This is a genomic window from Micromonospora sp. NRRL B-16802, from assembly GCF_001279555.1.
Lineage (GTDB): Bacteria > Actinomycetota > Actinomycetes > Mycobacteriales > Micromonosporaceae > Micromonospora > Micromonospora profundi.
Genome location: NZ_LGEB01000086.1, coordinates 325,154 through 337,966 on the forward strand (window position 1 = coordinate 325,154; position 12,813 = coordinate 337,966).

The 12,813-nt window shown below is 71.2% G+C and carries 13 protein-coding genes and 1 pseudogene; 11 read left to right on the forward strand and 3 right to left on the reverse strand.

Annotated features, from left to right (window positions below; all coding sequences use genetic code 11):
- Positions 1-123: 123 nt before the first annotated feature.
- The 5 genes from ADK66_RS24705 (at position 124) to ADK66_RS24725 (ending at position 4,767) form a co-directional block, all read left to right on the forward strand.
- Complete coding sequence (locus tag ADK66_RS24705; RefSeq protein ID WP_053659253.1) at positions 124-822, forward strand: 50S ribosomal protein L25/general stress protein Ctc; 699 nt, start codon at positions 124-126, stop codon at positions 820-822.
- 94 nt (positions 823-916) lie between these two features.
- Positions 917-1,507: an aminoacyl-tRNA hydrolase gene (pth, locus tag ADK66_RS24710; RefSeq protein ID WP_053659255.1), complete on the forward strand. Its 591-nt coding sequence runs from the start codon at positions 917-919 to the stop codon at positions 1,505-1,507.
- Between the two features lie 133 nt (positions 1,508-1,640).
- The gene (locus ADK66_RS24715) at positions 1,641-2,471 is read left to right on the forward strand and encodes an inositol monophosphatase family protein (protein WP_053659257.1); all 831 of its coding nucleotides are present in this window, start codon (positions 1,641-1,643) and stop codon (positions 2,469-2,471) included.
- A gap of 74 nt (positions 2,472-2,545) precedes the next feature.
- A complete protein-coding gene (gene cysD / locus ADK66_RS24720) occupies positions 2,546-3,457 on the forward strand; it encodes a sulfate adenylyltransferase subunit CysD (RefSeq protein ID WP_053659260.1) in 912 nt (303 codons plus the stop codon).
- On the forward strand, positions 3,457-4,767 hold the full coding sequence (locus tag ADK66_RS24725) for a sulfate adenylyltransferase subunit 1 (protein ID WP_053659262.1): 1,311 nt from the start codon (positions 3,457-3,459) through the stop codon (positions 4,765-4,767). The genes cysD and ADK66_RS24725 overlap by 1 nt, the downstream gene beginning before the upstream one ends.
- 179 nt (positions 4,768-4,946) lie before the next feature.
- Here the strand turns inward: ADK66_RS24725 and galK are convergent, their stop codons facing one another.
- Positions 4,947-6,107: a galactokinase gene (gene galK / locus ADK66_RS24730; RefSeq protein WP_053659264.1), complete on the reverse strand. Its 1,161-nt coding sequence runs from the start codon at positions 6,105-6,107 to the stop codon at positions 4,947-4,949.
- A complete protein-coding gene (galE, locus tag ADK66_RS24735) occupies positions 6,104-7,090 on the reverse strand; it encodes a UDP-glucose 4-epimerase GalE (protein WP_053659487.1) in 987 nt (328 codons plus the stop codon). The genes galK and galE overlap by 4 nt, the downstream gene beginning before the upstream one ends.
- A gap of 187 nt (positions 7,091-7,277) precedes the next feature.
- Between galE and ADK66_RS24740 the strand changes: the two are divergent.
- The 6 genes and pseudogenes from ADK66_RS24740 to ADK66_RS24765 form a co-directional block, all read left to right on the forward strand.
- Positions 7,278-8,252 (forward strand): annotated as a pseudogene (locus ADK66_RS24740) (hemolysin family protein); the annotation flags it as partial.
- Between the two features lie 231 nt (positions 8,253-8,483).
- Positions 8,484-9,509 carry a tryptophan--tRNA ligase gene (gene trpS / locus ADK66_RS24745; RefSeq protein ID WP_053659268.1) on the forward strand — a complete coding sequence of 342 codons (1,026 nt, stop codon included), beginning with the start codon at positions 8,484-8,486 and terminating at the stop codon, positions 9,507-9,509.
- A 70-nt stretch (positions 9,510-9,579) separates the two neighbouring features.
- Positions 9,580-10,104: a 2'-5' RNA ligase family protein gene (locus ADK66_RS24750; protein ID WP_082377642.1), complete on the forward strand. Its 525-nt coding sequence runs from the start codon at positions 9,580-9,582 to the stop codon at positions 10,102-10,104.
- Positions 10,105-10,183: 79 nt separating this feature from the next.
- Positions 10,184-11,107, forward strand: coding sequence for a YihY/virulence factor BrkB family protein (locus ADK66_RS24755; protein ID WP_053659272.1), 924 nt, complete (start codon positions 10,184-10,186; stop codon positions 11,105-11,107).
- A 4-nt stretch (positions 11,108-11,111) separates the two neighbouring features.
- Entirely contained in the window at positions 11,112-11,495 is a 384-nt protein-coding gene (locus tag ADK66_RS24760) for a GntR family transcriptional regulator (RefSeq protein WP_231640177.1), read from the forward strand.
- 464 nt (positions 11,496-11,959) lie between these two features.
- Positions 11,960-12,397, forward strand: coding sequence for a hypothetical protein (locus tag ADK66_RS24765; protein ID WP_053659274.1), 438 nt, complete (start codon positions 11,960-11,962; stop codon positions 12,395-12,397).
- Positions 12,398-12,407: 10 nt separating this feature from the next.
- Here the strand turns inward: ADK66_RS24765 and ADK66_RS24770 are convergent, their stop codons facing one another.
- Entirely contained in the window at positions 12,408-12,779 is a 372-nt protein-coding gene (locus tag ADK66_RS24770; protein ID WP_053659276.1) for a VOC family protein, read from the reverse strand.
- Between the last annotated feature and the right edge of the window lie 34 nt (positions 12,780-12,813).

The following is a 12,813-nucleotide window of genomic DNA, read 5'->3' on the forward strand; positions in this document are numbered from 1 at the left end:
GGAGGCACCGTCATCGACGCGGTGCTCCGGGCAGTCGTTCATGACGCATGAGCCCCAGCGAGCCCCTCGCCCCAGCACCGCCAGACGACAAGCCGCCGCAGCGAAAGTATCAGGAGTTTCCCCGTGTCCGAGGTAAAGATCAGCGCCGAGCCCCGCACCGAGTTCGGCAAGGGTGGTGCCCGCCGTACCCGCCGGGCCGGCAAGGTGCCAGCCGTGCTGTACGGCCACGGCGAGAAGCCCAAGCACATCGCGCTGCCGTCGCGGGAGTTCGCCGCGGCCATCCGTAAGGGTGGCGCCAACCAGCTCTTCGCGATCGACATCACCGACGGCACCCAGGTGCTGGCGCTGCCGAAGGCGATCCAGCGTGACCCGATCCGGGACAGCTTCGAGCACGTGGACCTCATCCTGGTCCGTCGGGGCGAGAAGGTCACCGTGGAGGTCCCGATCCAGCTGACCGGCGAGGCCGCCCGGGACACCCTGATCGTGCACGACCACGACACCCTCTCGGTGACCGCCGACGCCACCAAGGTGCCGGACCACCTCGAGGCTTCGATCGAGGGCCTGGAGGCGGGTTCCCAGGTGACCGCCGGCGACGTCGAGCTGCCGAGCGGTGTCGAGCTGGCTGTCGACCCGTCGCTGCCGGTCGCCGCGGTGACCGCCGCACCGACCGCCGAGCAGCTCGAGGCGACGCTGCCCGACGTCGAGGAGGCCACCGAGGAGGCTGACGCCGAGGTCGGCGAGGTCACCGAGGGCTCCGAGGGCGCGGACGCCGCTCCGGCCGCCGAGGGCGCGGAGAACACCGAGGCGCGCACCGAGGCCTGATCGGTTCGTACGATGCGGCAGGCGTCCCCGAGGATTCGGGGGCGCCTGCTGGCGTGTCGGGGTCGGTCGGGCGGAACTGCGAAGGGATCAGGTCGTGACGGACGAGGCGGGGCCGTGGCTTGTGGTCGGCCTGGGCAACCCCGGTCGGGAGTACGCCGGGAACCGGCACAACGTCGGGTTCATGGTGGCCGACCTGCTGGCCGGGCGGGTGGGAGCGCGGTTCGGCCGCCACAAGCGGGCTGTGGCTGAGGTCGCCGAGGGGCGGCTGGGGTTCGGCGGGCCGAAGCTGGTGCTTGCCAAGCCGCTGACGTACATGAACCTTTCGGGTGGGCCGGTCGCGGCGTTGTCGCAGTTCTACAAGGTGCCTCCGGCGCAGGTGATCGCGGTGCACGACGAGCTGGACATCGGTTTCGGCCAGGTGCGGATCAAGTGCGGCGGCGGCGAGGGCGGGCACAACGGCCTGCGGTCGATGTCGAAGTCGTTGGGCACGAAGGACTACGTCCGGGTGCGGTTCGGTGTCGGCCGCCCGCCGGGTCGGCAGGATCCTGCGGATTATGTGCTGTCGGATTTCGGCGCGGCGGAGCGCAAGGAGTTGGATTTCCTGGTGGACAGGGCCGCCGACGTGGTGGAGTCAGTGATCCACAAGGGCGTGGAGCCCACCCAGAACCTCTACCACGGCGGTTGAGCCGGGCGGGCCGTACCTGATCGGAAATGGTGGGCCGGTAGTCTGCGCCTTCGGGGTGCCGCGACAAGCGCAGCGGGTCGTGGCCAATCGGTCCGTGCGGTGCGGGACGCGGGCGAGGCGACGGGAGCGTCAGATGGGCAGTCCTCCGATGATCGACGGCGCGTTCGCCAGGTGGTTGGCTTCCCGGGCGGGCCAGGCGCTGCTCGCCCTGCGTGAGGAGTTGGGTTTCGCGGACGCGGGCGCCCTGAAGTCGGCCGGTGACAAGGTGTCGCACGACCTGATCCGCACGGAGTTGGCGAAGTGGCGGCCTGGGGACGCGGTGCTGTCCGAGGAGGACGAGGGCTCGCGGCTGGCCTGGGCGGCCGAGGTGAACGCCGAAGCGGTGTCCCGGCTGGCCGCCGACCGGGTGTGGATCATCGACCCGTTGGACGGCACCCGGGAGTTCTCCGAGGAGGGCCGCTCGGACTGGGCGGTGCACATCGCCCTCTGGGCGCGCAACGCGCCGAGCGGGCACGGGCTGGTCGCCGGGGCGGTGGGGCTGCCGGCGCAGCACCGGGTGCTGGGCACCGACTACCCGCCGGCGTACCCGCCGATGACTGTGGAGGCGGCGACGGCCGGCGAGCGGAAGATCCGCCTTGCGGCGAGCCGGAGCCGTCCGCCGGTGTTCCTCACCGACCTGGCCGAGGACGTGGGTGCGCACCTGGTGCCGATGGGTTCGGCCGGCGCGAAGATCGCCGCGGTGGTGACCGGCGAGGTGGACGCGTACATCCACGCCGGCGGGCAGTACGAGTGGGACTCGGCTGCTCCGGTCGCTGTGGCGACGGCCACCGGCCTGCACGCTTCCCGGATCGACGGTTCTGCGCTTCGATACAACGAGGCGGATCCGCGCCTTCCGGACCTGCTGGTCTGTCGCAAAGATCTCGCCAGTCGGTTGCTTGCAGCGTTGCAGAGGCATTCCGGGTAGCCTGAGCGGACTTCTTGACATGCCCGACCGGAAAGGTCTGGAAATCGGATGAGCAAGCGAATCGAGCCGCGGTCATGAGCGCCCCCGCCGCCTACCGGGTCTCCCACCTGGACGCCCTTGAGGCGGAGAGCATCTTCGTGATGCGCGAGGTGGTCGCCGAGATGGAACGCCCGGTGCTGCTCTTCTCCGGCGGCAAGGACTCGATCGTCATGCTGCGGCTGGCGCAGAAGGCGTTCGCCCCGGCCAACATCCCCTTTCCCGTGATGCACGTCGACACCGGGCACAACTTCCCCGAGGTCCTCGAATACCGCGACCAGCGGGTCGCCGAGCTGGGGTTGCAGCTCGTGGTGGCAAGCGTGCCGGAGGCGCTGGCCAGTGGGCTGGTCCGGGAGTCCGGCGACGGGATGCGCAACCGGATCCAGACGCCGGTGCTGTTGGAGGCGGTGGAGAAGCACCGCTTCGACGCGCTGTTCGGTGGCGCCCGCCGGGACGAGGAGAAGGCCCGGGCGAAGGAGCGGGTGTTCAGCTTCCGCGACGAGTTCGGCCAGTGGGACCCGAAGAACCAGCGGCCGGAGCTGTGGTCGCTGTACAACGGCCGGCACCACCCGGGTGAGTCGATCCGGGTCTTCCCGCTGTCCAACTGGACCGAGCTGGACGTCTGGCACTACATCGCCCGGGAACGGATTCCCCTGCCGTCGATCTACTACGCGCACGAGCGTGAGGTGATCGAGCGCGACGGCATGGTCTACGCCGTGAACGAGTTCTTCCGCCCCCGGGCGGGCGAGGAGCGGTTCAAGGCGCAGGTGCGCTACCGCACCGTCGGTGATGCCTCCTGCACCGCCGCCGTCAGGTCGGACGCGGACACCGTGGAGAAGGTCATCGAGGAGGTGGCGGCCACCCGGATCACCGAGCGTGGCGCGACCCGTGGTGACGACCGGGTCAGCGAGGCCGCCATGGAGGACCGCAAGCGGGAGGGGTACTTCTGATGACCACCGAGATCGTGGCCCCGGCCGCCGCCGAGACCACATCGGAGGCGCGGCCGATGGACCTGCTGCGGTTCGCCACCGCCGGCAGCGTGGACGACGGCAAGTCGACGCTGATCGGGCGGCTGCTCTACGACACCAAGTCGCTCTTCACCGACCAGCTCGCCGCCGTGGAGGCGGTAAGCGCTGCCCGTGGCGACGAGTACACCAACCTGGCGTTGCTCACCGACGGTCTGCGGGCCGAGCGGGAACAGGGCATCACCATCGACGTGGCGTACCGGTACTTCGCCACACCACGGCGCAAGTTCATCATCGCCGACACCCCCGGGCACATCCAGTACACCCGCAACATGGTCACCGGGGCCTCCACGGCCGACCTGGCGCTGATCCTGGTGGACGCCCGCAAGGGCCTTGTCGAGCAGTCCCGCCGGCACGCGTTCCTCTGCTCGCTGCTGCGGGTGCCGCACCTGGTGCTGTGTGTCAACAAGATGGACCTGGTGGACTGGTCGCAGGAGGTCTTCGAGCGGATCGCCGACGAGTTCACGGCGTTCGCCGCGAAGCTCGACGTACCGGACCTGACGGTGGTGCCGGTCTCCGCGCTGCGCGGCGACAACATCGTGTCCCGGTCGGAGAACATGCAGTGGTACGAGGGCCCGTCGCTGCTGCACCACCTGGAACGGGTGCACATCGCCAGCGACCGCAACCTTGTCGACGTGCGGTTCCCCGTGCAGTACGTGATCCGGCCGCAGTCCACCACTGTCACCGACTACCGCGGCTACGCCGGCCAGGTCGCCTCTGGTGTGCTCAAGCCCGGCGACGAGGTGATGGTGCTGCCGTCCGGCTTCACCAGCCGGATCGCGGCCGTGGAGACCGCCGACGGGCCCGTCGCGGAGGCGTTCCCGCCGATGTCGGTGACGGTACGCCTGGCCGACGAGATCGACATCTCCCGGGGCGACATGATCTGCCGGCCGAACAACGCGCCAGCGGTCGCCCAGGACATCGAGGCGATGGTCTGCTGGATGGACGAGACCCGTCCGTTGCGGGTCGGCGGCCGGTACGCGATCAAGCACACCACCCGTTCGGCGCGGGCGATCGTGCGTGGGCTGCACTACCGGCTGGACATCAACTCGCTGCACCGTGACGAGTCGGCCGACGAGCTGCGCCTCAACGAGATCGGTCGTGTACGGCTGCGCACCACGGTGCCGCTGCTGGCCGACGAGTACCGCCGCAACCGCACCACCGGAGGCTTCGTCATCATCGACGAGGCCACCAACCGCACGGTGGGCGCGGCAATGATCGTCGAAGCGGCCTAACACCCGCACCCGCCGCTCCCGCTCCGCGCCCGCCTCCCGCTGCCACTCCCGCCGCTGCCGCTCCCGCCCTTCGCGATCTTGCAGTTTTGGTCGCCGTTCTGCCCCCTTGTAGGGGAATTGTCGCGGCAGAAACTGCAAGATCGCCGGGGTGCGGGGTGCGGGGTGCTGCAGGTCGGGGGTTAGTCGAGGCGGGTTGCGCCGGGGGCGGGGAGGACCGTCAGAGTGTTGGGGGCGGTGAAGCCGCGCTCGGCGTAGGCCGTCCTGACGGCGGTCGCCACCGCTTCGGCGCGGTCCGCCTCGATGAGGGCCAGGACGCACCCGCCGAAGCCGCCGCCGGTCATCCGGGCGCCGAGCGCGCCTGCCGCCAGCGCCGCCTCGACGGCCGTGTCGATCTCCGGCACGGTGATCTCGAAGTCGTCGCGCATCGAGACGTGCGAGGCGGTGAGCAGCGGGCCGATGTCCCGGGCCCGGCCCGCGCGGAGCAGTGCGACAGTGTCGAGCACACGCTGGTCCTCGGTGACCACGTGCCGGACCCGCCGCCGGGTCACCTCGTCGTCGAGGCGGGCCAGCGCGGCGTCGAGCTGGTCGACGGTCACGTCGCGCAGCGCGGGAACACCGAGCGCCTTGGCCGCCGCCTCGCAGGACCGGCGGCGGTCGGCGTACTCGCCGTCGGCGTGCCGGTGCGGCGCCCGGCTGTCGATGACGAGCACAGCCAGCCCGGCGGCGTCCAGATCGAACGGGATGTGCTCGACGGACTCGTCGCGGCAGTCGAGGAAGAGCGCGTGCCCGGCCCGGCAGCGGATCACCGCGGACTGATCCATGATGCCTGTTGGCGCGCCGACGTAGACGTTCTCCGCGCGCTGCGCCAGCCGTGGCTGCCGTTCGGCAGGCAACTCCAACCCGCCGAGGTCGAGCAGGGCGGCGAGCACTGCTGCCTCCAGCGCCGCCGACGAGGAGAGCCCCGAGCCCAGCGGCACGTCGGAGGCGATCGCCAGCCGGGCACCGGGCACCGGATGGCCGGCGTCGCGCAACGCCCACACCACCCCCGCCACGTACGCGCCCCAGCCGGTCACCCGGCCCGGCTCGGCCACGTCGTCCGCGCCGAAGGTGATGGTCTCGCCGGAGAGCTCGGACCAGACCGTCCAACTTTCGTCGGCCTGCCGGTCGGCGGCTACGACGGTACGCAGCGGCAACGCGAAGGGCAGCACGAACCCGTCGTTGTAGTCGGTGTGCTCGCCGATCAGGTTCACCCGACCCGGTGCTGCCCAACGGCCGGCCGGCTCGACGCCGTACAGCTCGGTGAAGCCTGCGGCGGCCCGCTCGGCCACGTCACCGGTCATTGGTGCTGCTCCAGGATGTGCGCGCGGTAGAACGCCCAGGCGTCGCCGATCATGTCGTGCAGGGTCGGCTTCTGCGGCTCCCAGCCCAGTTCGTCGCGGGCCAGCGCGGAGGAGGCGACAAGCTCGGCGGGATCGCCCTCGCGGCGCGGCGCGACCTCGACCGGCACCGGGTGGCCGGTGACCTCGCGGACCACGTCGACGACCTGCCGGTTGGTGAAGCCGTTGCCGTTGCCCAGGTTGTAGACGCGGTGCTGGCCGGCGGTGGCGGCGTCAAGCGCCAGCAGGTGGGCACGGGCCAGGTCGGCGACGTGGATGTAGTCGCGGACGCAGGTGCCGTCCACGGTGGGGTAGTCGTCGCCGAAGAGCTGGAGCTTCTCCCGCCGGCCGGCGGCGACCTCCAACGCGATGGGGATGAGGTGCGTCTCCGGGTCGTGTCGCTCGCCCAGCGCGACATCGCCGGTGAGGTGGGCGCCCGCGACGTTGAAGTAGCGCAGCGAGACGGCGGCCAGCCCGTGCGCGATGGCCTCGGAGGTGAGTGCCATGTCGACGGCGAGCTTCGTGGCGCCGTACGTGTTCGTGGGCGCCTTGACCGCTGTCTCCGGAATGGGGAGTTCGGTGGGGTTGCCGTAGACGGCCGCGGTGGAGGAGAAGACCATCCGGGGCACCCCGGCGGCCCGGACCGCGTCGATCAGGGCGAGCGTGCCGACTGTGTTGTTCTGCCAGTACAGCTCAGGCTTGACCATCGACTCACCGGCGGCGATCAGGGCGGCGAAGTGCAGCACCCCGTCGAACCCGGCGTCGGGAGTGACGACCTGGGCGGCGTCGTGGATGGACGCCTCGACGTGGGTGGCGTCCGGAGCGAGTGCCTCGCGATGACCGGTGCGCAGGTCGTCCAGGACGACGACCTGGTGCCCGGCGTCGAGCAGCATCCGGGTCACGACGCTGCCGATGAAGCCGGCGCCCCCGGTGACGAGCAGTTTCACGTCGTTGCCTCCTGCCTGGCCCGCCGGGACGCGGTCCTTGATGATCACCCTACGGCTGCGCGTGGCACCTCGACCGGCCGCGCCGCCAACCCATTCCATCATAATCTCTCACGTCTAAACAGAGCCGAACATGCCGGCTCTCCCTGATGCCACGTGCGACGGGCCAACGGTGTCTACCATCTCTGTCATGCGGGATGTGGCCCGTGCCGGGCTCCGGCGACGCGCGCGGGGGCGACCCCGCCGCGACCCCGGCCCGCTCGCCAGGGCCGTCGCCCGGGTGCTGGTCCGCGCCGCGGACGGTGCCAGCCGCCTCGTCACCGACCTCCTCGGAGCCGGCCCGGCGGCCGGCCGGGAGCGCATCTCCGAAGCCGACCTGCGCGACCTGGTCGCGGCGAACACGGTGCTCGATCCGGACGAGCGACGGATCATCGACGAGGTCCTGGCGGCCGGTGCCAGCCTGGTGCGCGAGGTGATGATGCCCCGCACCGAGGTGGTCTTCCTGCCGGCCCGGCTGACCATCGCCGAGGCGGCCCGACTGGTCCGCGCCGAGACGCACACCCGCTACCCGGTCACCGACGGCACCCATGACGACGTGGTCGGTTTCGTGCACCTGCGCGACGTGCTGCTGCGCCCGGACACCGACCCCTGCGCCACCGTCGGTGAGCTGACCCGCGAGGTCAAGCGGCTGCCCGGCAGCAAACGGGTGCTGGCCGCGCTCACCGAGATGCGCCGGGAGCGTCACCACCTGGCGGTGGTGATCGACGAGTACGGCGGCACCGCCGGGATCGTCACGCTGGAGGACCTGATCGAGGAACTCGTCGGGGAGATCCACGACGAGTACGACACGGCGCCGGACCCGGTGCACGGCGGCCTTCCGGCGGTGGTGGACGGCAGGCTCAACCTCGCCGACTTCGCCGAGCGGACCGGGGTGGTTCTGCCCGACGGGCCGTACGAGACGGTCGGCGGGTACGTGATGGCAGCGCTGGGCCGACTGCCGGTGACCGGCGACGAGGTGACGGTGCCCGCCGGGCCGGCCGACGACGGCGGGCTCGATCCGGGCGACCCGCCCGGCGGCTGGCTGCTGCGCGTGCTGGCACTTGACGGGCGCCGGGTGGCCCGGCTCGCGGTCTCGGCGGTGCGCATGCCGGACCAGCGCCGCGACGCTGCCGCCTCGCGCGCGGTCGGCGGCGTCGATGAAGGGTCGGCCCGCGACGGTGGGACGGCGCCGCTTCGGGAGAGCTACGCCGCGCGGCAGGGCGGACCCGCAGCCGCGTCGACACGACGTTTCGGGGCGGGGGAGCCGGGCGAGGTCAACGCCCCGGCAGCGGCGGGCCGTGGCCGACCCGCCGGCCCGTCATGACGCACCCGGTCGCTTGCTGACAGAATTGTCGCCATGCCCGACGTCTCCGCCCGCCCGCGCGTCTTCTCCGGCATCCAGCCGACGGCCGACTCGTTCCACCTCGGCAACTACCTGGGGGCCGTGCGGCACTGGGTGGCGTTGCAGGAGACGCACGACGCGTTCTACTGCGTCGTGGACCTGCACGCCATCACCGCGGGCCACGATCCGGCGGTGCTGCGCCAGCGGACCAGGGTGGCGGCCGCCCAGCTCTTCGCCGTCGGTCTCGACCCGGACCGCAGCACCCTGTTCGTGCAGTCGCAGGTGCCCGAGCACCCGCAGCTGGCCTGGGTGCTGGGCTGCATCACCGGCTTCGGCGAGGCCAGCCGGATGACCCAGTTCAAGGACAAGTCGCAGAAGCAGGGCAACGAGCGGGCGAGCGTCGGCCTGTTCACCTACCCCGTCCTCCAGGCCGCCGACATCCTGCTCTACCAGGCCAACGCGGTGCCGGTCGGCGAGGACCAGCGGCAGCACCTGGAGCTGTCCCGGGATCTGGCTCAGCGGTTCAACTCGCTGTTCGGCGCGACGTTCACAGTCCCCGCGCCGCACATTGTCAAGGACACCGCGAAGATCACCGACCTGCAGGACCCGACAGCGAAGATGTCCAAGTCGTCGTCCTCGCCGGCAGGCATCATCGACCTCCTGGAAGACCCGGCCCGTTCGGCCAAGAAGATCCGCTCCGCGGTGACCGACACCGGCCGGGAGATCGTCTTCGACGCCGAGACCAAGCCCGGCGTGTCCAACCTGCTGACCATCCACTCAGCGCTCAGCGGTCGCAGCATCGACGAGCTGGTCGCCGCGTACGCCGGTCGTGGTTACGGGGATCTGAAGAAGGACCTGGCCGAGGTGGTGGCCGACTTCGTCCGCCCGATCCAGGAGCGCACCCGCACCTACCTCGACGACCCGGCGCAGCTGGACAAGCTGCTCGCCGCCGGCGCGGAGAAGGCCCGGTCGGTGGCAGGGGCGACGCTGCGGTCCGCGTACGAGCGGGTCGGGTTCTTCCCGCCGGTGCGCGGCGAATAGCGCCGCGGGACAGGTGGGCGGGTCGGTGGCGCAAGAGGCGGCGCGGAGCGTGGATCGCAGTGGCGGGGTGATGCCGTCGGGCGACACCATCCAGATCGGCATCGCGGTGGACATCCCCGAGCCCTGGGGGAGTCAGCTCACCCGGCGGCGGGTCGAGGCCGGTGACGCCCTCGCGGTGCCGGCCCACGTGACGCTGCTCGGCCCGACCGAGATCCCGACCGCCAGCCTCCCGGCTGTCGAACGGCACCTCGGCGACGTGGCCGCCGCGCACCCGCCGTTCGCGCTGCACCTGCGCGGCACCGGCACCTTCCGCCCGGTGACCCAGGTGGTGTTCGTGACGGTCGCCGCCGGGATCAGCGAGTGCGAGTTGCTTGCCGCGGCCATCGCCGCCGTGCCGGACGTGCACCGCGAGCTGCGCTTCCCCTACCACCCGCACGTCACGGTGGCGCAGGACGTGTCGCCGGAGGCACTGGACAAGGTGTACGAGGATCTGGCCGACTTCTCCGCGATGTTCCAGGTCGACGCGTTCACCCTCTTTTCACACAGCGGGGCGGCCCGGTGGCAACCCCGCCGGGACTTCCGCCTCGGCAACTGACCGTCGCCGACGCGCCGGCCGGCGAGCATTCGGAGCCGGTTGCCACAGCGGCGGTGGGAGATCGGCGAGGATGACCCGCGTGAACGTGTTCGGAGCCATCGAGGCGGGCATCGACCGCTGGGTGACCGCCGCGCGCCGCCGGTCGGGGCTCTTCGATCACGTGTGGCGTGCCGGAGCGCTCTACGCCGAGGTGCTGGCCGGGCGACTGGCCGCGGCGATCGCCTACTACGGGTTCTTCGCGGTCTTCGCCCTCGCCCTTGTCGCGTACTCCATCTTCGGCGCGATCCTTGAGGACAACGACGAGGTCAGCGAGGCGGCGGCCGATTTCCTGAAGGAGAACCTGCCGTTCCTGGACGCGCAGCAGATCGCCAACTCCAGCGGCACCGTCGGCGTGGTCGGCCTGATCATCCTGGTGTTCACCGGCATCGGTTGGGTGGAGTCGATCCGCTCCTCGCAGCGGCTGATGTACGCGCTCAACCAGCAGCCGGGCAACCTTGTGGTCCGGCGGCTGGTCGACCTCGGCGTGATGATCGGCGTCTTCGTGCTGCTCGGCGTGTCGGTGGCGGCGGTGGACGCGCTGGAGTCGCTGTTGCGCTTTCTGCTGCGCAGCACCGGCTCGGTCGGCCTCACCACGATCAGCGCGGCCCTCAGCGTGCTGTTCAACGCGGTGCTCGCCGTCGCGCTGCTTGTCGCGGTGCCCCGGCTGCGGATGAGCCGGTCCCGGCTGCGCCCGGTGGTGGTGCTTGTCGCGATCGGCATCACACTGCTCAACACCGTCGGCCGGTACTACGTGGTGCGCACCGAGCGGAACCCGGCGTACACGGTGGTGGCCGGCGCGGTCGGGTTGCTGCTCTACCTCTACCTGCTCAACCAGCTGGTGCTGTTCGGAGCGGCGCTCCTCGCCACCAGCCAGAAGGGACGGGTGATCGACCTGGCGGAGGGGCCGCCGCCGACGAACCTCGAAGAGGACACCGATCCGGGTACGCCGGGCGGTGGGGGTTGACGACGTGGAAGGTACGCAGGTGCTGATCTCGGTCGACCAGGATTCCCCGGTGCCACCGTACGAGCAGGTGCGCGGGCAACTCGCCGAGCTGATCGGCGACGGCCGGTTGCCGGTGGGCAGCCGACTGCCCACCGTCCGGCAGCTCGCCGCCGACCTGCGGCTGGCCGCGAACACGGTGGCCCGGGCGTACCGGGAGCTGGAAGCGGCGGGGCTGTTGGAGACCCGAGGGCGCAACGGTACGTTCGTCGCCCCCGGCCGGGACGACGCCCTGGACCGGCTGCAGCAGGCCGCCGCCGGGTACGCGGCCGAGGCACGGCGGCTGGGCGTCCCGCCGGACCGTGCCCTCGCCCTGGTCCGCGCCGCCCTCGACGCCATCCGCCACGACTGAGCGGGACGGGATCGCCCTTCGTTCCACCTCGCTCCACCTCGCCGCAACTGCGCCGATGCATCGAGCAGGTCCCGACGAGGCCGTCGGCGTGGCGGGTGATGATTGTGACGTCGTGGTCTCTTCCGGCCTGGTGTCGGTGGCCTGCTGGAACAGCGCGGCGGCGTCGCTGGCGCCCTGAAACGCCTGATGACTCTCAGGCATATTGATACCTCAGAGTCATCACGCTTATGGCCGACCGCCCCCCGCGGAGGGCGCGCCGGCGTGGCCATCGGTGCCGCCGGCGAACCACGTCGGTCCAGGTCGGCCACCCCGGCTACGTCGGCCATGTCGGCCACCCCGGCTACGTCGGCTACGTCTGCCACGTGGGCCCACGTCGGCCCACGTCGGCCCACCTCGGCCCACGTCCGACGTACGTTAAGGCGAATGACGCCCACCTTCCCGGCGGGAGCGGCAATGATGAGCCGGTGGGCGCACTCATGACACTTGACCTGCCGTCCGACTCGCCGATGCTCGGCCTGCCGTGGATCATCACCTTCGGTCCGCTCGGCGACCTCGACGAGTGGGAGCCGGTGGTCTGCGGGCCGTACGAGCGGCCGCACGCGCTGGCGCTGGCCGAGGCGGTGGTGGCCGACGAGCAGTTGATGGCCGTGGTGGAGCCGCTGCTGCCGGCGCTGTCGCCCGACGAGATCCGCAGTGAGATCGCCGCCGCCCAGGTCGCCGCCGAGGACGAGGCCCGGCAGGCCGAGGGAGCCGATCTGTACGGCGACTTCGAGGACGTGGTCGACGAGGAGTTGGACGCCGAGGCCGACGAGGCGGGCCACGGAGAGCCCACCGAACCGCCGGACGAGGCCGAGGTCCGCGCCGGCTTCACCCGGATCGCGGCGCTGCTCACCGCCAAGTGACAGTAAGGGTTCAGCGGGTCGGTTCGGAGTGCAGTACGCAGAACTCGTTGCCCTCCGGGTCGGCGAGCACTGTGAAACCCTCGGACCCGGTCTGCCCGACGTCCACGGGTCGCGCCCCGAGGCCCACCAACCGCCGTACCTCGGTCTGCGGGTCGGCGTCCGCGACAAGGTCGAGGTGCAGCCGGTTCTTGCCCCGCTTGGCGGTGCCCGAGCCCTGCAACCAGACGGTGGGCGCGGCCCCGGACAGCTGTCCCGACGGCCAGAGCTTCGCGCTGCCGTCGTCGCCCTGCAAGACCTCGTAGCCGAGCGCTGCCGACCAGAACGCGACCATCACGTCCAGGTCCTCGACGTCGATCGTGCACTGGGCGATCCGTACCACCATGAGGTCACCTCCGTCGCGACGGACACCGGCGCCA